Source organism: Streptomyces sp. TSRI0281, assembly GCF_001905125.1.
Taxonomy (GTDB): domain Bacteria; phylum Actinomycetota; class Actinomycetes; order Streptomycetales; family Streptomycetaceae; genus Streptomyces.
In genome coordinates this window covers 40,193-60,508 of the sequence record NZ_LWLE01000004.1, presented here as the reverse complement: position 1 = coordinate 60,508, position 20,316 = coordinate 40,193, and the positions used below count along the sequence as shown (strand labels likewise).

15 protein-coding genes are annotated in these 20,316 nt (G+C 71.0%); 9 read left to right on the top strand and 6 right to left on the bottom strand.

Features of this window, described 5'->3' with window-relative positions:
- Window positions 1–18 precede the first annotated feature (18 nt).
- From A6A29_RS10260 to A6A29_RS10245, 4 genes are all read right to left on the bottom strand, one after another.
- A complete protein-coding gene (locus tag A6A29_RS10260; RefSeq protein WP_073719712.1) occupies window positions 19–2,433 on the bottom strand; it encodes a polysaccharide lyase 8 family protein in 2,415 nt (804 codons plus the stop codon).
- Between the two features lie 32 nt (window positions 2,434–2,465).
- Window positions 2,466–3,884: a M60 family metallopeptidase gene (locus tag A6A29_RS10255; protein WP_073719711.1), complete on the bottom strand. Its 1,419-nt coding sequence runs from the start codon at window positions 3,882–3,884 to the stop codon at window positions 2,466–2,468.
- 156 nt (window positions 3,885–4,040) lie between these two features.
- Window positions 4,041–5,135, bottom strand: coding sequence for a LacI family DNA-binding transcriptional regulator (locus tag A6A29_RS10250; RefSeq protein WP_073719710.1), 1,095 nt, complete (start codon window positions 5,133–5,135; stop codon window positions 4,041–4,043).
- A 62-nt stretch (window positions 5,136–5,197) separates the two neighbouring features.
- On the bottom strand, window positions 5,198–6,184 hold the full coding sequence (locus A6A29_RS10245; protein WP_073719927.1) for a hydroxyacid dehydrogenase: 987 nt from the start codon (window positions 6,182–6,184) through the stop codon (window positions 5,198–5,200).
- 340 nt (window positions 6,185–6,524) lie between these two features.
- Here A6A29_RS10245 and A6A29_RS10240 point away from each other — a divergent pair, with 340 nt between their 5' ends.
- From A6A29_RS10240 to A6A29_RS10215, 6 genes are all read left to right on the top strand, one after another.
- Window positions 6,525–7,559 carry an ABC transporter permease gene (locus A6A29_RS10240; RefSeq protein ID WP_073719709.1) on the top strand — a complete coding sequence of 345 codons (1,035 nt, stop codon included), beginning with the start codon at window positions 6,525–6,527 and terminating at the stop codon, window positions 7,557–7,559.
- A 100-nt stretch (window positions 7,560–7,659) separates the two neighbouring features.
- Window positions 7,660–8,520 carry a carbohydrate ABC transporter permease gene (locus tag A6A29_RS10235; RefSeq protein WP_073719926.1) on the top strand — a complete coding sequence of 287 codons (861 nt, stop codon included), beginning with the start codon at window positions 7,660–7,662 and terminating at the stop codon, window positions 8,518–8,520.
- 45 nt (window positions 8,521–8,565) lie between these two features.
- Window positions 8,566–10,239: an extracellular solute-binding protein gene (locus A6A29_RS10230; protein WP_073719708.1), complete on the top strand. Its 1,674-nt coding sequence runs from the start codon at window positions 8,566–8,568 to the stop codon at window positions 10,237–10,239.
- The gene (locus A6A29_RS10225; protein ID WP_073719707.1) at window positions 10,236–11,702 is read left to right on the top strand and encodes a M1 family metallopeptidase; all 1,467 of its coding nucleotides are present in this window, start codon (window positions 10,236–10,238) and stop codon (window positions 11,700–11,702) included. Before A6A29_RS10230 ends, A6A29_RS10225 begins: the two co-directional genes overlap by 4 nt.
- On the top strand, window positions 11,699–13,912 hold the full coding sequence (locus A6A29_RS10220) for a right-handed parallel beta-helix repeat-containing protein (protein ID WP_073719706.1): 2,214 nt from the start codon (window positions 11,699–11,701) through the stop codon (window positions 13,910–13,912). The genes A6A29_RS10225 and A6A29_RS10220 overlap by 4 nt, the downstream gene beginning before the upstream one ends.
- A gap of 41 nt (window positions 13,913–13,953) precedes the next feature.
- A complete protein-coding gene (locus tag A6A29_RS10215) occupies window positions 13,954–15,144 on the top strand; it encodes a Gfo/Idh/MocA family protein (protein WP_073719705.1) in 1,191 nt (396 codons plus the stop codon).
- Window positions 15,145–15,301: 157 nt separating this feature from the next.
- Here A6A29_RS10215 and A6A29_RS10210 read toward each other — a convergent pair whose 3' ends face one another.
- Window positions 15,302–16,324: a LacI family DNA-binding transcriptional regulator gene (locus tag A6A29_RS10210; protein ID WP_073719704.1), complete on the bottom strand. Its 1,023-nt coding sequence runs from the start codon at window positions 16,322–16,324 to the stop codon at window positions 15,302–15,304.
- Window positions 16,325–16,566: 242 nt separating this feature from the next.
- On the opposite strand from A6A29_RS10210, the gene A6A29_RS10205 reads away from it, so the two are divergent.
- From A6A29_RS10205 to A6A29_RS10195, 3 genes are read left to right on the top strand one after another with little or no spacing between them, the layout of a single operon-like run.
- Window positions 16,567–17,430: an ABC transporter permease gene (locus A6A29_RS10205; RefSeq protein ID WP_073719703.1), complete on the top strand. Its 864-nt coding sequence runs from the start codon at window positions 16,567–16,569 to the stop codon at window positions 17,428–17,430.
- 24 nt (window positions 17,431–17,454) lie between these two features.
- On the top strand, window positions 17,455–18,474 hold the full coding sequence (locus A6A29_RS10200) for an ABC transporter substrate-binding protein (RefSeq protein WP_073719702.1): 1,020 nt from the start codon (window positions 17,455–17,457) through the stop codon (window positions 18,472–18,474).
- A complete protein-coding gene (locus A6A29_RS10195; protein ID WP_073719701.1) occupies window positions 18,471–19,325 on the top strand; it encodes an ABC transporter ATP-binding protein in 855 nt (284 codons plus the stop codon). The genes A6A29_RS10200 and A6A29_RS10195 overlap by 4 nt, the downstream gene beginning before the upstream one ends.
- Before the next feature lie 127 nt (window positions 19,326–19,452).
- Here the strand turns inward: A6A29_RS10195 and A6A29_RS10190 are convergent, their stop codons facing one another.
- Window positions 19,453–20,310, bottom strand: coding sequence for a sugar phosphate isomerase/epimerase family protein (locus A6A29_RS10190; protein WP_073719700.1), 858 nt, complete (start codon window positions 20,308–20,310; stop codon window positions 19,453–19,455).
- Window positions 20,311–20,316 lie beyond the last annotated feature (6 nt).

Sequence of the window (20,316 nt, the reverse complement as noted above, 5' to 3'; positions counted from 1 at the left end):
CTGCTCCTCGGGTGTGGGCTACTGGACGAGTTCGGCGCGGTGGGTATGGCCGCGGGAGCCACCGACCGTCACGGTCAGGACCGGACGGCGGCCCGGCACCACGCTCACGGTGTCATCGGCGCTCGCCACCGTACGTACGTGGTGCGGCAGTTCGATGGTGAGGCCGGTGAGCGTACGGCCCGGGTCCGCGACGGCGACCGAGATACGGGAGCCGTGGCGCTGCACCAGGACCGACGCGGGACCGGACGAGGTGATCCCGCCCGCGCTGCCCGCGGCCCAGAAGTTCACCGCCGTCAGTCCCTGCCGGCGCACCTCCACCGCTTGCGCGGTGGCGTTGTTGGCGAGGACCCGCACCGGCCGGGAGTGCGACCAGACGGCTGTGGCGGCTGACGACGCCCCGGGCAGCAGGACATGGGCGTACCCCGCGTCGGTGGGGGAGGCCCCGTGATCGACCCACAGCGTGAGATAGCGACGGGTGACCGGCGTGGTCGAACCTCCGGTGTCCGCACCCGTGTTGAGGGCGCGCCAGGTGCCGGTGCGTTCCTCGCGCAGGGTGTGCAGCGCGGCGCCGTCGGGCAGCACATAGCCGCCCACGCCCTCGATGTGCGCCCAGCGGGCCCGGCCGAACTTCTTGGACCAGCCCTGCGTGAGGGGTTGCCGGAAGCCGTCCACGACAAGCCGCTGCCGGCCGTCCGTACCGAGGTTGCGGTTCTCGACGACCGTCTCGACCGGCTGCCCGTCGCGCGAGGTGATGCCCGCGCCGAGCGCGATCACCGCGTTGTCGAGCAGGAACCACGACTTCTTCGCCCGCAGCGTCGTGCCCGGGGCGCCGACGAGCTCCATGGCCGCGGCGGCGTACCGGGCGTGGAGGACCGCGCCGCCCGAGACGGCGTTGGCGGGCCGGTAGGTGGATGTGCCCGCGCCGGTGCCGAGATCGGTGCGCCGCCGGGTGTCGACGGTCGTGCCGGGCAGCCGGTACGGGTCGACGGTGGGCCAGAAGCCGTCGTTGAACTGCCCCAGGTCATCGGCGTCGTAGAGATAGGTCATGCCGTCGCCGGTGTACCAGCCGTGCAGGTTCTCGCCGTTGCCCGCCTCGTAGGCCGAGATCCGCTTCGAGGACAGCGACAGGGTGTACGCCCAGCCCGGCCGCCGGTGGACCACCCGGTCCATGTCGGCGAAGACGTACGAGCCGGTGGTGCGTGGCCCGGTCGGCACATCACGGTCACTCAGGACCGCTTTGGCCAGGGCGAGTTGAGGCAGCGAAGCGAAGGAGGCGAAGGGCGCGGTGCGGTTGCGGGTCAGCCAGCCCTTGGCGACGGAGCGCCAGCGGTCGGCGTACGCCTCGGGCGCACCCGAGGCCAGCAGCAGGATCGCCGCCACGGCCGAAGCCCCGTCCCGGTGGTCACCGGCCCGCTCCCGGGACACCGCCCGGCCGCGCACCGCGTCCATCATCAGCCCGTCGAAGATCACCGGAGTGAAGGACCGCTCGACCGCCTCGTACATCAGCGAGACCGACGGATCGGCGACGGCCCACGGCGAACCGGCCAGCAGCGCGAGCAGACAGGCCGAGCCGCTCAGCAGCACGGTGCCGTACGAACCGGTGTACGCGACCACGTCGTGCTGGACGAACGAACCGTCCTCGTAGAACCCGTCACCCGAAGCGGCGTACCGGAAGAGGCTGTTGCGGCCTCCGTCGCGTACGTCGGACAGGGCGTCCCGGGCCGAGACCAGCTTGTCCGCGTTCTGCCCCAGCAGTCCCCGCAGGGCGACGATCACGGCCTTGTCGGTGCGGTTGGCGCCGGTCTCGGCGAGCGCGGGGGAGTTGGTACGCCGGTCCGCGTCCGGACAGAACCGGTCGACGACCGCGAGATGGGCCGCCAGATCGGCGGCGGGCAGCCTCTCGCGCAGCAGCACACAGCAGTCCATCAGGGCGCGCGGCGCACCGATCTCCCAGAACCACCAGTTGCCCTTCTCCGGCTTGGCGGGGTTGTAGGCGGTGTCGTGGACGAAGCGCAGTGCGGCGACGAGGGCGTCGGCCACCTCCGCGTCGGCGGCCAGCGAGGTGCCGGGGGTGGCCCAGGCGGTGGCGAGGGTGCGCAGCCGGGTGTAGCTCTGGCCGAAGTTGCCCGCGTCGGTGACCGGGGCGAGGTCCGGCCACAGCGCGGTACGGCCGGAGGCGCGGTCGAGGGTGTCCCAGAGGCCGCGCGCCGTGGTGTCCAGCGCGGTGACCGCGGCGGCGAAATCGGGGTCGGACGGGTCGAACGCGCCGCCGGTGAGGAGGGTTTCGGCCCGTTGGAGGAGGGCGCCGAAGTCGGGCTCCGCCGCCGTGCCGCCGGAGCGCCCGGTGGCGGCGGCGGGGCCCGCCGTCGCGACGAGCGCGGTGGCGGCCGTGGCACCGGTGACGGCGAGAAGAGTTCTTCTGCTCAGGTCCATGCTGGTTCCTTGTCCGCTTCTCTTCCGCGCGGTCAGTCGCTGAGGGCGCTCGGGTCGACGGGCGGCTTCGGCAGGTTGAGCGCGGCCAGCTCGGCCTTCCCGGTGGCGTCGATCGGGAACGCCCAGGTGCCGATGAAGAAGTCGGTGAGGTCGTGGCCCGCGACGCGGCTGGAGTAGGTGGCCAGTGCCCGGTAGCGCTTGGCGTTCTCCGTGTAGTCGGACCGCGGGTTCTCCTCGCGCACGAGTCGGTGCAGCCGGGGCCAGAAGTCGTCGCCGAAGGCCAGTTCGAGCTGCCGGAGCGGGACGAGCTTCTCGTAGGCGCCGAAGGACTTCTCGTAGGTCAGTCCGTCCGTACCGAACTTGGCCCGTGACGTCTGGAAGGCGGTGAGTCCGGTCACCGGGTCGACGGTGAGGAGGTTGGAGGGCTGCTTCAGGGCCCGCTGGGCGGCCAGTGAGTAGATGTTCACCGTGACCTCGGTGAGGCCGCCCGGCTTGTACGCCATCTGCTGATGGAGGTGGCCGAGCTCGTGGTACAGCCCCCAGCCGCGGGTGCGCAGCCCCTCCACGGTGGTCGCCCGGTCGAGGTAGGCGCGCGGGAAGCCGTTGTACCCGTGCGTCGCGTAGGCGCCGACGCCGGCGGGGACCTTGCTGACCTCGGTGAAGTGGTACGGCCCCGCCTTGCGCCGGTGGACCGGCTTCGAACCGTCGAGACCGCTGATCCGGGCGGCCGAGTCGATGATCTGCTCGACCAGCCGCAGCAGGGCGGCGTGGTCCTCGCCGCGGTACAGCAGCGCGCCCTCGCGGGTGAGCGTCATGACCGTGTGCGGTGCGTGGAGCTCGACGTACGGAGAGGCCGTCAGGGTGTCCAACTGCCTCTGGTACTCGGCCTCCCGGGTGCTTCCCAGGGTGAAGACGGGCATGGCGGACGAGCCGGACCGGAACACCACGCCCGCCCGTTCGCCGTCTCCGGCGAGGGTGAGGTAGACCGGGCCGCCGTGCGGGTCGGTCACGGTGTTCGCGCCCGCCGTGAGCGGGTAGCTGCGGGGTTCCTTGATCTCGCCGTAGTAGTCCCAGGCACCGATCCAGAGCGTGGGCACGGGACCGTCGTGCGGCTGGACGGTGAGGCTCAGCGGGGCGCCGGGCGGCACATAGCGGCCGGTGGGCGTGAACTCGCTGCCGCGCAGGGCCTGCGCGAGACGCAGCCGTTCGGCCTCGGCGGCGGGGCGGGCGGTCACGGTCACCCTGACCGGCCGGTGGGCGGACGCGGAGCCGTGGGCGGACGCGGAACCCTGGGCGGACGCGGAACCCTGGGCGGACGCCGGGGCGGCCGCGGCGCCGAGCGCGGCCAGGGCCCCGGCGCCGGCCGCCGCGGCGAGGACGGAACGACGGCCGACGGGGGCGGCTGCGGCGGCAGCGGTGGCATCCGTGGCGGCTGAAGCGGAGAAGCGCATGCGGAACTCTCCCTGCAGAAATGAGTGAGGGGCCAAAGCGTGCGGGGGTGGTGAACCCGCCGTCAGCATGTAAGCGGTTGCTATGAAGCCGCAAGGGGAGTCGGGAAGTTACTACGATTTACTATGGCCGGGCGCCGTCCGGCGTCCGGTAACCGGTCACCCCCGACCGCTTCGCCCCGGCCTCGGTGCCACGGAATCGCGTACCACGATGTGGGTGCCGAGCCGCAGCGCACCCGTCGTCGGCTCGCGCCAGTCGTCGTCGTCCCCGCCGGAGACCGCGAGGCGCACCGCCTGCCGGCCCATCTCCTCCAGCGGTACGTGGACCGTGGTCAGCCGGGGCCGCAGCTCCTGGGCGACCGGGATGTCGTCGTACCCCACCAGGGAGACGTCCTTGGGCACCCGCAGGCCGGCCTCCTCCAGGGCCTGCGCGGCTCCCGCCGCCACCATGTCGTTGGCGGCGAAGACGGCCGTGAAGTCCAGTCCCTCCCGCAGGAGTTCGCTCATCCTGCGGAAGCCGAAGTTGCGGCTGAACGCGCCGGGCTGCACCAGGTCCGGGTCCCGCGTCACGCCGCGCAGCTCCAGGGCCCGCAGATGCCCGGCCAGCCGGTCGCGGGTGGTGGAGAGCTTGGGCGGGCCGCCCAGGTAGAGGATCCGCTCATGGCCCTGCGTCAGGAGGTGGTCGGTGAGGGCGAAGGCGCCGCCCTCGTTGTCGTACTCGACCGCCACGGTCGGCGCGGGCTCATCCAGCGGCGGTCTGCCGCACAGCACCAGTTTGGAGCCGCCCGCGTCCAGCTCCCGTGCCCGGCGAGCCAGTTCGGAGGTGTAGCCGCGGTCGGCGATGCTGCCGCCGACCACCACCACCGCGTCCGCGCGGCGCTCGTGCATCAGGTCGATGAAGGCCAGCTCGCGCTGCGGGTCGCCCTGGGTGCAGCAGACCAGGCAGAGCCGGCCGCCGAGCGCGGCCTCGCGCTCCACGCCCCGGGCGATGTAGGCGTAGAACGGGTCGATGACCTCGTTGACGATGATGCCGACGGTGCGGTTGGAGACCCCGGCCAGCGCGCGGGCGTGGGCGTTGACCACATAGCCGAGTTCGCGCATGGCGGCCTCGACCCGCACCCGAGTGGCCTCGGCCACCGGGTAGTTGCGGTTCAGGACCCGGGAGACGGTTGCCGTGGAGACCTCCGCGCGCCGTGCCACATCGGTGACCGTCGCCCGCCGCTGTCCGTCCGCGGCCGTGATCTGCCGGCGCATCCGGCTCACCCCCTGCTGGCTGTTGTGTGACGCCGAGCCTAGAGCCTGTGCGGGGGTGGGGTTCATGCGATCCTCCCCAGGTCGGCCCGGTGCACCGGGTGGGCGAAGGGTGATCCGGCCGCGTACCGCGCCAGTTCGTCGACGGCGAGTGCGCCCAGCCGCCCGACCTCATTGCCCTGGGCGCCCGCCAGGTGCGGGGTGATGAAGACGTTCGGCAGGTCCCACAGCGGGTGGCCGGGCGGCAGCGGTTCGGGGAAGGTGACGTCCAGGACCGCGTCGAGCCGTCCGCTGACCAGGTGTCCGGTCAGCGCCTCGGTGTCCACCAGCGGGCCGCGCGCGGTGTTGACCAGCAGGGTGCCGGGGCGCATCAGGCCGATCCGGCGGGCGTCGATCAGTCCACGGGTCTCCGGGGTGTCCGGGGCGTGCACGGTGACCACGTCGCTCGTCGCCACCAGGGTGTCCAGGTCGGCCGGGGTGACGCCGAGCAGTTCCGCCTCGGCCGGGCCGACGTAGGGGTCGTACAGGAGCACGTCGGCGTCCAGCACCCGGAGCAGTTCGATGACGCGGCGGCCGATCCTGGAGGCGCCGACGACGCCGATGGTCAGCCCGTGCGTGCCGAGCCAGTGCTGCCGGTCGAGGTCGGCGCCGGTGCGGTGGGTGCGCCGGGTGCGGAACAGCTCGGCCAGCGGGAAGACCCGCTTGGCGCCCATGATGATCGCGGCGAGCGTGTACTCCGCGACCGGTACGGCGTTGGCCGCCGCGGCCGAGGAGACGGCGATGCCGCGGTCGAACGCGTCGGGCGACAGAAACGTCTTCACCGTGCCCGCCGCGTGGATCACGGCCCGCAGCCGGGGCGCCCGGTCCAGCAGGGCGGCGTCCACCGGCGGGCAGCCCCAGCCGGTCAGCAGCACCTCCGCCCCGGCCAGCGCCTCCGCGGCCTGTGCCGAGTCGAACTCACTGATCACCGCGGGGTTGTGCAGGTCGGCGGTCTCCTCCAACCGGGCCCGTACGGGTGGTGGGAAGACGTCGTCCAGCAGTCCGGGGCTCATGACCAGGACCGTGCGCGGCCGCTCGGGGGGCGGTGTCGCGGCATCGGCATCGGACCGAGCCGGTGCCTCTTCGGTGGTTCGCACCCTGCCTCCGGACAGTAATCGCGTTCTATGGAATGACCGGCACGCTAAGGACCTGGATGGTCGAGCGTCAAGCGACGGTCCCTGTCGATTGCCCTATTTGGTAGGAGATTTGGGGGGTCTGTGCCCCGAGAATTGATCTCGTGATGATCCCGTATCGCGGGCTTTCTCTCAGATCTCTTGACCTATGGGTTAACCGCTTACTAACTTGCGGCGGCAGAAGGCTCACCACGCGCCACCCAGCCGAACAGGACGCACCATGGCTGAAACAGCACCCCCGCTGCCGCGGCAGAAGCGGTCAAAACGGCGGAAGGAGGCCGAAGAACCCGCACCGTCGAACGCCTCGCCCGCCGGGCGGCCGGCCCCCGTACCGCACCGTCTGACGCTCCGGCAGCGCCTCAAGCGGGACCGGGTGATGCTTCTGCTGACGCTGCCCGGTCTGCTGTACTTCATCGTCTTCCACTACATCCCGTTGCTTGGGTACGTGGTGGCGTTCCAGGACTACCAGCCCTACCTCGGCTACATGCACAGCGTCTGGGTCGGCTTCGCCAACTTCACGGCGGCGTTCGGTGACGCGGCCTTCTGGTCCGCGACCTTCAACACCCTGGAGATCGCCCTCGTCCAGCTGGTGTTCTTCTTCCCCATCCCGATCGCCCTGGCGCTGCTGCTCAACAGCATCGTCAGCGAGCGGCTGCGGCGGTTCGTGCAGAGCGTCGTCTATCTGCCGCACTTCATCGGCTGGGTCATCATCGTCTCGATCTTCCAGCAGATCCTGGGCGGCGCCGGGCTCCTGCCCGACGTCCTGGGACAACTGGGACTCCCGCGCTACGACATGATGAGCGACCCCGACGTCTTCCCCTGGCTGCTCACCCTCCAGGTGGCCTGGAAGGACGCCGGCTGGGGCACGATCATCATCCTGGCCGCCCTGCTGAACATCGACAAGCAGCAGTACGAGGCCGCCGCCATCGACGGCGCGGGACCCCGGCGACGGTTCTGGCACGTCACCCTGCCCGGCATCGCACCGGTCCTGATCCTGCTGCTCATCCTCAACCTCGGGCAGATCCTCTCCGTCGGCTTCGAGCAGATCCTGCTCCAGCGCGACGCGGTCGGCCCGGACGCCGGTGAAGTCCTGGACACCTACGTCTACTACCACGGCATCAAGGACAACGACTGGGGCGTCGCCGCCGCCGTCGGACTCGTCAAGGCGGTCATCGGTACCGCACTCGTCCTGGGCGCCAACAAGTTCGCCCACCGCCTCGGCCACGAAGGGGTGTACCGCGGTGCTGACCGCTGAGAAGCCGCCCGCCAAGCCCGTCCCCACGGCACCGGCGAAGAAGACCCTCCGACCCACCCGTACCGCGCGGAGCACGAAGTCCGACGGCCGGCCGCCATGGATGGAACGGCCCACCCGGCTCGGCCAGTTCGCCAAGGGCCTCGCCATCGTCGTCGTGGTCGCCGCCGTCGCCTATCCGCTGCTCGGCGTCATCGGCACGAGCTTCGCCTCGCAGAGCGACATCATCCGCTCCACCGGGCTCGTCCTGTGGCCCGACCACCCCACCCTCGACGCCTACCGCACCATCTTCACCGGCGGCGTCGTCACCCGGGCGCTGTTCGTCAGCATCGGCATCACGCTCGTCGGCACCCTGGCCAGTCTGCTCGTCACGGTCGGCATGGCCTACGGGCTCTCCCGCCGCGACGTCACCGGCTCCCGCTTCATCCTGATGATCGCGCTGTTCACGATGCTCTTCAACGCGGGCATCATCCCCAACTTCCTCCTGATCAAGGGCCTGGGGCTGTACGACACCTACGCGGCGCTCGTCATGCCCACCCTGGTCAGCGCCTTCAACCTGGTCGTCCTGCGCTCCTTCTTCATGAACCTGCCGGAGGAGCTGTACGACGCCGCGAAGGTCGACGGCGCCGGAGACTTCCGCATCCTCGTGCGGATCGTCCTGCCGCTGTCCAAGGCCGTCCTCGCCGTGATCAGCCTCTTCTACGCCGTGACGTACTGGAACGCCTTCTTCAACGCGCTCCTGTATCTCAACGACTCCGACAAGTGGCCGCTGCCCATGGTGCTGCGGACCTATGTCCTCCAGGGCCAGAGCCTCAACAGCGCCTCGGCCGGTGAGGCCCTCGCCCCGCAGCAGGCTGTACAGATGGCCGTCCTCGTGATCGCCGTCGTGCCGATCCTGCTCGTCTACCCCTTCCTCCAGCGCTACTTCACCAAGGGCGTGCTCACCGGCGCCATCAAGGGCTGAACGCGACCTTCCCGGCCTTTTCCTCCCTTCATCCAAGGAGATTCCGTGTCGAGCTCCACCCCCATCAACCGCAGATCCCTGTTCCGCATGGGAGCGGGCCTCGGTCTCGGGCTGGCCGCCGCCCCGCTGCTCGCCGCCTGCGGCGACGGCGGCACCGTCGCCAAGGCGGAGGCCAAGAGCGCCTCGCTGCTGCCCACCACGGCGATCCGCAATATCGGCCTCAAGCCCGACCTGGCCGGTACCGCCGCCGGAGTGCCGCAGGGCTTCTTCGGCTACCCGGCCAAGCCGCTGCGCGCGACGAAGAACACCCCGCTCAAGGGGGCGGCACCGATCAGCGCGACCATGGAGACCTTCTCGCCGCCGCCGCCCGCGCGGGGCAAGAACGCCGCCTGGCAGAGCATCGAGAAGCTCCTCGGCGGCGAGGTGAACATCACCGCCGTCCCCGCCGACGACTACGGCACCAAGTTCTCCACGATGGTGGCCAGCGACAGCCTGCCCGACCTCTTCATGTACCCCGAGGTCGGTGGCGTCGACAACAAGTCCGCCTTCCTCCAGGCCAAGTGCGCCGACCTGACCCCGTACCTGGCCGGAGACAAGATCAAGGACTACCCGAACCTTGCCGCGATCCCGAAGGGCGCCTGGCAGGCCGCCATCTTCGGCGGCAAGCTCTACGGTGTCCCGATCGCCCGCACCGGCACCGGCGGCGCCGGCTTCTACCGCCACGATCTCTTCGAGGAGATCGGCATCACGAGCCTCGACCAGATCACCGGCCTGGACCGGTTCGTCGAGGCGTGCAAGGAACTGACCCGCCCCAAGAAGGACCAGTACGCGATCATCGCGGGTGCCAACAACGTCCTCGCGATGTCGGCGGGCGCGCCCTACGCCTGGCGGATGGACGCGAAGACCGGGAAGTTCACCACCGACCTGGAGACCCCCGAGTACCGCCTCGCCATCGAGACGGCCCGCTCGCTGTACAAGGCGGGCTGCTACTACCCGGGCACCCTCCAGATGTCCGGGGCGCAGAAGGCCCAGTACACGGACATGTTCAAGAACGGCAAGGGGGCGTACGTCTACGACGGCATGCCCACCTACCTGGCGCCCGGCGTCGGCTACATCGCCGCCATGAAGGCGATCGACAAGACGTACGACCCGCGGCCTTTCGTCCCGTTCGGCACCGGAGCCGTCGCCTGGATGGACAACGTCAAGCTGGAGAACACCCATCTGAAGAAGGCGTCCGGCGAGCGGGTCCGGCAGGTCCTCGCACTGGCGGACTTCGCCGCCTCGCCCTTCGGCAGCCAGGAGTACACCCTCATCAACTACGGAGTCGAAGGCACCGACTTCACCCGCGACGCCAAGGGCAACCCGACGCTCACCAAGCAGGGCACCCAGGACGTCACCGTGCCGTGGAAGTTCATGGCCTCGGCCGTCCCCGCGATCTACAGCGCCGACTCCGAGCAGGGCGTCCGCCACGTCCACGAGGCGTTCACCAGGATGATCCCGATGATGGAGCAGGACCCGACGCTCCAGTTCTCCTCGCCCACCTGGGACTCCAAGGGCTACGGCAGCCTCTACTCGTTCAAGCAGGACGCGCTCAAGGACATCGTCGCGGGCCGCAAGCCCATGTCCGCCTACGACCAGTTCGTCAAGGACTACCTGGCCAAGGGCGGCGAGCAGGCCCGCGGCGAGTTCGAAGAGGCGTTCCAGAAGGGGAAGAAGTGACGACGCGACGCTCCGCCCTCAGACTCGCGGGCACGGCGGTCGCCGCGGCCGTGGCCGTACCCGTCCTCGGTACGCCCGCCGCGGCACGCCCGCACCGCTTCGACCCGAAGCCCGGCGCGGACGGCGTCGGCGACCCGCTCTTCCCGACCCTCGGCAACGGCGGCTACCAGGTCCTCCACTACGACCTCGCCTTCGACTTCACCCCGGTGACGTACGACTTCACCGCCGCCGTGAAGATGAACGCCCGTGCCACCCAGGACCTGTCCGCGTTCAACCTGGACACAGACGGCCACACCATCGAGGCCATCACCGTCCAGGGCCGGGCGGCCACCTGGGAGATCACCGCCGGCCGGAGCGGCCAGGAACTGACCGTCACCCCCGCCCGCGCCCTGCGCGACGGCCAGGCGTTCACCGTCGAGGTCCGCTACCGGGGCAACGGCAAGGCACCCCGGCTCGGCCTCACCGGCTGGAAGTTCGGCGCCGACGGCGGATTCGCCTCCGCCGCCCAGTCCTCCCGCGCCGACACGTTCCTGCCTTGCAACGACACCCCGTCGGACAAGGCGACCTGGACCTTCCACATCAGCGCCCCCAGGGGCTTCGTCGCCACCGCCAACGGCGAACTGCTGCACCGGACCCCGCGCGCCGACGGCTCCACCGTCTGGCACTTCGCGCTCCGCGAGCGGATGGCGACCGAACTGATCGGCATCGCCGTCGTCAAGGGCACCTACCTGTACGGCACCGGCCACCGCGGACTGCCGCTCCGGCACATCGTGCCCCAGGGCCTGGAGGACACGTACGCCCCGATCGTCGCCCGTACGGCCGACCATCTGGCCTGGTGCGAGGCGAAGTTCGGCCGCTACCCGTTCTCCGTCTACGGCGTCCACATCTACGACGGCTACACCGACGCCCTGGAGAACCAGACCCTCTCCCTCTTCTCCACCAACTGGTTCAAACCGAACGCCGACGGCCACCCCGGCTATGAGACCACCATGGTCCACGAGCTGGTCCACCAGTGGTGGGGCGACTCGGTCACCCCCGCCGACTGGCAGCAGGCATGGCTCAACGAGGGCCCCGCCGTCTACTACGCCGCCGTGTACGGCGAGGAGCGCGGCTGGTCCGTCCTCGCCGACAAGATGAAGGCCACCTACGGCAAGCTCGACGCGATCCGCGCCAAGGACGGCCCGCCCGGACTGCCCAAGGCGCTCGGCGGGACCAACATCTACGACGGCGGCGCCCTGGTGCTCTACGCCCTGCGCCGGCGGATCGGCGACCGGGACTTCGACCGGGTGATGCGGCTGTGGCCCGAGCGCTTCAAGGACCGCAACGTCTCCAGCGAGGACTTCATCCGGCACACCGTCAAGGTCACCGGCAGGAAGTCGCTCGACCCGTTCCTGCGCGACTGGCTCTTCGGAGCCGTGAACCCGCCCATGCCCGGCCACCCCGACTGGAAGGCCACCGCGTGAACCGCACCGCGCACGTCCTGCGAGGAACCGCCGCAGCCGCCACCACCGCTTTCCTCGCGGCACTCCTCGCCGCCCCCACCGCCCAGGCCGCCCCCGGGGCCCGCACCCTGTACGCGGCCCCCGACGGGCGTGGCACCTCCTGTACGGTCTCCCGCCCCTGCACCCTCGAAGGCGCCCGGGACCTCGCCCGCACCGAGAGCGGCCGGGACGTCCGGGTGCTCCTCAAGGGCGGTACGTACCGGCTCGCGGAGCCCCTGAAGCTCGGCGCCGACGACTCCGGGAAGAACGGCCGCACCGTCACCTGGGCCGCGGCCCCCGGCGCCCGCCCCGTACTGTCCGGCGGCCGGGAGCTCACCGGATGGCAGCGCAACGCCGACCGCACCTGGACCGCGTCCGTACCGGCCGGAGTCACCCCGCGCCAGCTCTTCATCGACGGCGAACGGGCGGTCAGGGCACGGGGCGAGGCCTGCGCGGCCGCCGTCTGCGATGCCACCACGACCGGGATGACCGGCGCGAACGCCACCGGCATCGCCCAGTGGCAGCGCCCCACCGACGCCGAAGCCGTGGTCAGGGTCCGCTGGCGCAACTACCACTGCCGCATCGCGGACGTCAGCGGCGACCTCATGACCTTCGCCCAGCCCTGCTGGACCAACTCCGCGAGCGGCACCGACCGCACCGGCCCCGCCTGGGACTCCACCACCGTCGACTCCGCCCGCTACAGCGGAGTCGCCTTCTTCGAGAATGCCCCCGAACTCCTCGACACACCGGGCGAGTTCACCTGGAACTCGCAGGCCCGCACCGTCACCTACCTGCCGCGCAAGGGCGAGAACATGCGCCGCGCCCAGGCGGTCACCCCGCACACCGAGCGGCTCCTCATCCTGGACGGCGCCCACGACATCGCCGTCAGCGGCATCGGATTCGCCTACGCGGCCTACCGTCAGCCCGGCACCGACGAGGGCTACGCGGGCATGCAGGCCGGTCTCACCCTGACCGGCGCGACGGGCCCCGTCGACCACGCGGGCCGCTACTACACCAAGCCCGCCGCCGCACTCACGGTGCGCGGCGGACAGCGCGTCAGCATCGACGGCGCGCGCTTCGACCACCTCGGCGGCGCGGGCGCGATCCTCGAAGCGGGCACCAAGGACAGCACCCTGACCCGGTCCGCCTTCACCGACCTGTCCTCCGGCGCGGTGTACGTCGGCGACACCGAGCCGCTGCCCGGCACGGCCCTCGCGGGGGAGCGGAACACCGTCTCGTACAACACGATCCACCGCTCCGGCGTCGAGTACACCGACGCGGTGGGCATCTGGGCCGGATACGAGGCCGAGCTGACCGTCGACCACAACACCCTGCACCACCTGCCGTACTCCGGGATCTCCGTCGGCTGGGGCTGGAACCAGCCCGAGGCCCGGAAGTCCGTCCTGCGCGACAACAAGGTGACGGACAACCGCATCACCGACGTGATGGAAGTCGCCCAGGAGCAGCACGACGGCGGCGCGATCTACACCCAGGGCGCCCAGCCCGGCACCGTCCTGTCCGGGAACTACATCAACCGCTCCGCCTTCGGTAACACCGAGCGCGACGGCAACGGCATCTACCTCGACGAGCAGTCCTCGCACATCCTCGTCGAGAAGAACGTCATCACCCGCATCGGCTACAAATGGGTCTCCAACTGGGCGGACTACGGAATCCGGAACACCGCCCGCGGCAACTGGACCGACACCGTGGCCCCCGCCCTCGGCGGCACCGGCTCCGTCATGACGGACAACCTCACCGGGCTCGACCGGCTGCCGGCCGCCGCACTCGCCGTCGCCTCCCGGGCCGGTGCCCACGGCGGGCGCGTCGAGCAACTGCGCACCGACCTGGCCCGCAGCGGCACGGCGACCCAGTCCTCGACCGAGGGTGCGGCCACCGCCGCCCTCGCCCTGGACGCCGACACCAACACCGACACCCGCACGCTCGCCGAGGCGGGCGCCTGGTGGCAGGTCGACCTCGGCACGAAGCGGCACGTCCGGCAGATCGAGATCTGGAACAACGCCTCCTCCACGACGGCGGACTTCGACGTCATCACGGACGACCGGACCATCCATGTCAGCGGGAAGTCCCTGCGCCCGACCGTCCTGGACCTGGACAGCGGCACCCGCACCGTGAGGATCACGGCCCGGGGCACCGGACGGGTGGCCCTCTCCCAGGTCCTCGTCCACCCCTGACACCGACCACCACGCACCACGGAACAACGAAGGAAGTCCCCATGACCGACCTCCGCATCGGCGTGCTCGGCTACGGCCTGCGCGGCTCGCTCGCCCGCACCGCCCACCGGCCAGGCTCCGGCTCCCGCGTCACCGCGCTGGCGGAACCGGACCCGCGCGCCCGTGCGGAGGCGGCCGCGGCCTTCCCCGGCGCGACCATGTCCAGCGACCACCGCGCGGTCATCGAGGACCCGGACATCGACGCGGTCCTGGTCCTCACCCCCGACCACACCCACGCCGACCTGGCCTGCGAAGCGCTCCGGGCGGGCCAGCCGGTCTTCGTGGAGAAGCCCCTCGACATCAGCGTCGAGCGCTGCGACACGATCCTGCGCACGGCGTACGAGACCGGCACCCGGCTCTACATCGGCCACAACATGCGCCACATGCCCGTCGTCCGACTGATGCGCGACCTGATCCGGGACGGCGCCATCGGCGAGATCAAGACGGTCTGGATCCGGCACTTCGTCGGCTACGGCGGCGACTGGTACTTCAAGGACTGGCACGCCGAACGCCGGTACACGACCGGGCTGCTGCTCCAGAAGGCCGCCCACGACATCGACGTCCTGCACTGGCTCGCGGGCGGCTACGCGAAGGACGTCCAGGCCCTCGGCGACCTGATGGTCTACGGCGACAACCCGCACCGCCGCGAGCCGGGGGAGCCCAAGGCCGACGACTGGTACACCAAGGACGGCCACTGGCCCCCGCACACCCAGCGGGCGCTCAACCCCGTCATCGACGTCGAGGACGTGTCCCTGCTCAACATGCGCCTCGACAACGGTGTGCTGGCCTCCTACCAGCAGTGCCATTTCACCCCCGACTACTGGCGCAACTACACCGTCATCGGCGACGCGGGCCGCCTGGAGAACTTCGGCGACGGCCCCGGCGGCTGTGTGAAGGTCTGGAACACCCGGCGCTCCGGCTACCGCCCGGACGCGGACGAGATCCACGAGATCCCGGCCGCCGAGGACAACGCCGGGCACGGCGGCGCCGATCCGCTGCTGGTGGACGAGTTCCTGCGGTTCGTCCGGGAGGGCGGTCGCACGGACACCTCACCGGTGGCGGCCCGGATGGCGGTCGCCGCGGGGGTGCGTGCCACGGCCTCGCTGCGCGACGGCGGCACCCCGGCCAGGGTGCCCGCGCTGGACCCGGAACTGGCGGCGTACTTCGAACGGGGCCAGGTCCGCGAGGGCTGACCACCGCCCCGGGGCCGGCCCGGCGCGCACGTCCGCGTGTGCGCCCGGCCCGGCCCCGTGCGCGTACGCCCACCTGCCTGTACGGGGCCGTGTGCGCCCGCCCCGTACACGCCGCGTCCGCCACTCGGGCGCCGGGCCGCCTCGGCCGGTCGCCCCGTCATCCGCTCGGCGGCGCCCCCGTACTGCCCCGCAGCACCACGTCCCCCTCGATCCGCAGCACCCGGGACCGGCCCTCCGCCGTCGGTTCCCGGAGTGCGAGCGCGATCACGCTCTCGCCCATCGCGGTGAGCGGGAGCGCCACCGTGGTGAGCGGCGGCGACAGCTCCCGTACGAGGGGAATGTCGTCGAACCCCGCGAGCGACACGTCCTCGGGCGCCCGCAGTCCCGCCTCCCGCAGGGCGGCCAGGGCACCCACGGCCATCACATCGGTCACCGCGAACACACAGGTCGGCAACGGCCGCCCGGCCGCCGGCAGTTGACGCGCCGCGGCATGCCCGCCCTCCCGGGTGAAGGCCCCCTCCACCACCTGGCCGAGCGGGATGCCCGCCTCGGCGAGCCCTTCCCGGAACCCGCCGAGCCGGTCGGCGACCGTCGTCAGCCCGGGCGGCCCGGTGAGCACCGCGAAGGCCCGGTGCCCCAGCCCCACCAGCGTCCGGGCGAGGGCCGCCGCACCCGCCCGGTTCTCCGGACGCACGGTGTCCACCCGCAGACTCCGGTGCCGGCTGACCACGGCCACCCGCCCGCCCGCGCGTACGTACGGCTCCAGTTCGGCGTCCATCGCGCGCTCCCAGGCCCGGTCCTGGAACCCGGAGCCGATCAGCAGGATGGCCCGCGCGCGCTGCGCCCGCAGCAGGGAGACGTAACGGATCTCCCGGGCCGGCTCCCGGAACGTGGAGGCCAGCATCACCAGCAGGTTCCGCTCCGCGGCCGCCCGCATCACCCCGCTGGCGATGGCCGCGAAGTAGGGGTCGCTGACGTCATGGCAGATCACCCCCACCGTGCGGTTGCCGTCGGCGCCGGCCAGGGCCTGGGCGTGCGCGTTCGGGATGTAGCCGAGCAGGCCGGCCGCCGTGCGCATCCGCTGGCTCAGTTCCTCGCGGACCCGGGCGGTGCCGTTGAGGACACGTGAGGCGGTGGCGAGCGAGACCCGGGCCTCGCGGGCCACGGCGTCGAGCGTCACATGGGCCGTTCCGCGGCGTCGCTGCTCCGGGCGGGCCAGTGCTTCCCGTTCACTCAACTCGACCCCCGGGGGTGCGGTGGTGGCAGGGCCCCGAAACTTCGGGACGACCTATTGACCGTGCGTACGGACAGTCATTAGCGTGGCGGCAACCCTACCAGAAAGCGCTTTCTGAAAGCGCCTTCTCCGGCATCGCAGGATCGCACAGCTCTCCACAACTGCCCCCGAAGTGCAGGGAGTTCACAGTGACCCAGAGCGCGTTGGCCAAAAGTCCCCCCGATGTGGCGGGAGTTGCCGGAAGGCCGGGCCCGTCGGCGGGGGAGCGGCTCGGCCGGGCGGCCGAGCAGAGCTGGCGCCCCGTCGCCCTGCTGCTGGCCTGCTTCGCCGTCTGGTGGGTGATCTCGGCGGCCGAACTGGTCGAGCCGTATCTCGTACCGTCACCCGGCGCGACCCTCGACGTGCTGACCGGCAGGACGGATTACCTGTGGCAGCACAGCTGGGTCACCACGTACGAGACCCTGCTCGGCTTCGTGATCGCGGTCGCCGTCGGCGTGCTGGCGGCCGTCGTCATGGTGTACTCCTCGACCGTCGAGCGCACCCTCTATCCGGTCCTGCTGTTCGCCCAGGTCGTACCCAAGATCGCCATCGCTCCGCTGTTCGTGGTCTGGCTGGGTTTCGGGATCACGCCGAAGATCCTCATCGCCGTCCTCATCGCCTTCTTCCCGGTGGTGATCTCGATGGTCACCGGCCTGAAGGCCGTCGACCCGGAGATGCTCCAGCTGTCGGCGACGATGGGCGCCAAGCCCTGGCAGACCTTCCTCAAGATCCGCTTCCCGGCCTCCCTCCCGCATCTCTTCTCGGGCCTCAAGGTCGCCGTCACGCTGGCCGTGACCGGTGCCGTCGTCGGCGAGTTCGTCGGCGCGAACGAGGGACTCGGCTATGTGATCCTCCAGGCCAACGGCAACCTCGACACCCCGATGCTCTTCGCGGGACTGCTCGTGATGTCCCTGATCGGCGTCGCCCTCTTCGTCGTCGTCGAGATCGCGGAGAAGCTCCTCCTGCCCTGGCACGCCGGCCGCCGGGACAGCTCAGCCACCACCTCGTACTGACCCCGTCGCGAGAAGGGCCAGCCCATGCATGCGCGCAGACTCCTGATCGGTGTCGTCCCCCTCGCCCTGGTGGCCACGGCCTGCGGTGGCAACGACACGTCGACCACCACCAGTGACTCCGGCCGGAAACTGGACAGGGTCACGCTGACGCTCAACTGGTATCCGTACGGCGAACACGCGCCGTTCTACTACGGCGAGCAGCAGAAGATCTTCGAGAAGCACGGCATCGACCTGGACATCCGGGCGGGCCAGGGCTCGCAGAAGACCGTGCAGGCGACCGCCGCGGGCCAGACCGACTTCGGCTGGGCGGACACCCCCGCCCTGCTGGCGGGCGTGGACCAGGGAGTGAAGGTGAAGAGCCTCGGCGTCTTCCTCCAGACCACTCCCGCGTCGGTGCAGTCCTTCGACGCCAAGGGCATCGAGTCGCCCGCCGACCTGAAGGGGAGGACGATCGCCGGGACGGCCGGTGACGCACTCTCCAAGACGTTCCCGATCTTCCTGAAGAAGAACAGCATCGGCGAGTCGGACGTCACGGTCCAGAACACCGACCCTGCGGGCAAGATCGCCGCCGTGATCTCGGGCAGGACCGACGGGCTGCTGGGCTACGCCAGCGACCAGGGACCCACCATGCAGGACAAGGCCAAGAAGCCCGTCTCGTATCTGCGCTTCTCCGAGAACGGACTGAACTTCTACTCCAACGGTCTGCTCGCCGGACAGCGGATCCTCGCATCCAAGCCCGATCTGGCCGGGCGCATGGTGCGGGCCGTCAGCGAGTCGTGGGCGGCGGCGGAGAAGGCACCCGGCCCGGCGGTCGCGGCGATGGACGGGGCCTCGGAGCAACTGCCGCCGAAGACGGTCCTGGCGGACCAGTTCCGCACCACCCTCACCCTGCTCCACACGGAGGCGACGAAGGGCAAGGCCCCCGGGGTCAACACCGAGGCGGACTGGCAGCAGACCATCGGCGTGTTCGCCGAGGCGGGCATGGTCACCGAGCCCGGGGCGGTGTCGGAGTACTGGGACGAGAAGACGGCGCTGAAGGGATGACGATGCCGAACAGGAACGCGACACCGTCGGCCGTGATCGGGCCACCGTCGGCCGTGACCGGGACACCGTCGCCCTCCGCCGCCGCGGCGGTCTCCCTGACCGGTGTGGCGGTCCGGTTCCGCAGCAGGAAACGTGACGTCACGGCCCTGAGCGAGGTCTCGCTCGATGTGCGCCCCGGCGAGTTCGTCGCCATCGTCGGGCCCTCGGGATGCGGCAAGTCGACCCTGCTCAAGCTGGTCGCGGGACTGCTCAAGGCGTCCTCGGGAGAGGTACGGCTCGGTGCGGAGCGGGTCGAGGGGCCACGGCACGACATCGGTTATGTGTTCCAGCGCGCCGCCCTGCTGGAATGGAGATCGGCACTGCGCAACATCCTGCTCCAGGCGGAGATCCGCAGAATGCCCGCGGCGCAGGCACGCGGGCGGGCCGACGAGCTGATCCGGATGACGGGTCTGACGGGCTTCGAGGACGCCTATCCACACGAGCTGTCCGGCGGGATGCAGCAACGGGTCGCCCTGTGCCGCGCGTTGCTGCACGAACCGCCGGTCCTGCTGATGGACGAGCCGTTCGGGGCGCTGGACGCCCTCACCCGGGAGCGGATGAACACCGAGCTCCACCGCATCTGGCGGGACACCGGCACCACGGTGCTGCTGGTCACCCACTCGATCTCGGAGGCCGTCTACCTGGCGGACCGCGTGGTGGTGATGAGCCCGCGACCGGGCACGATCCAGGAGATCATCGAGGTCGGGCTGCCCGCGGAACGGGACTACGGCCGGACGCTGGGCCGCCCGGAGTTCCGCGAGGCCGCCGGGCACATCCGCGACCTCCTGGGCGCGGTCTCGGCCCACGACTGAGACGCCGGGCACGGGTCCGGCCCCGGGCGTCGCGACGGACACGTGGTCCGGCCCCGGGCGTCGCGACGGACACGTGGTCCGGCCCCGGCGTCGCGAGACACCCGGGGCCGGACCGTACTCCGTCCGCTCAGTACCGCAGCCGCGCCAGATACCGGTAACTGGCCAGCGCCGACGCGAACGGATCGGCCGGTGAGTCGTGCTCCACCAGCCACTGCCTCACCCCGCCCTGCCGCGCCGTGTCGAACATGGCGGGGAAGTCCAGCACTCCCGATCCGACATCGGCGAAGTCCCCGTTCGGCGCCATGTCCTTCACATGCAGCGCGGGAAAGCGCCGCGGATGACGTACGAAGAGTTCGCCCGGGGCGGAGGCGCCACCGTTGGCCGCCCAGTACAGATCCAGCTCGAAGCCGACCAGTTCGGGATCGGTCTCGGTGAGCAGGATGTCGTACAGGCTCACCCCGTCCACCACCTCGTGGTCGCTGCCGTGGTTGTGGTACAGCAGCTTCAGCCCGGACTCACGGGCGGCCAGCCCCGCCCTGTTGAACTCCTTCGCCACCTCCCGGTATCCCGCCGGAGAGTGCAGGGTGCCCGGCAGGCTGGGCACGACGATCCACTTCCCGCCGAGTGTGTGGATGTCCTCCAGCGCCTGCGGCAGCCCGGCCCCCCGCACGATGTCGTAGCCGACGTGTTCGAGCACGGCCCTGAGGCGGGTCCCGTCGAGCATGCGGCGGATGGCGGACGCGCTGTTGCCGTGCCGGCCGCTCACCCCGACCGTGGCGTAACCGATCTCCGCCAGCCGCTCCAGCGTGCCCCGGAAGTCCGTCGCCAGCGCCGTACGCATGGTGTAGAGGTGCATGCCGATCCCGGACCGGGGGATGCGCCGGTGGTGCCCCGCTCCGACGGCGACTGCCGGGACCGTGCCGGGAACGGTGGCCGCGGCGACTCCCAGGGCGGTACCGAGGAACGCTCTGCGTGTGCTGTTCATCGCTTC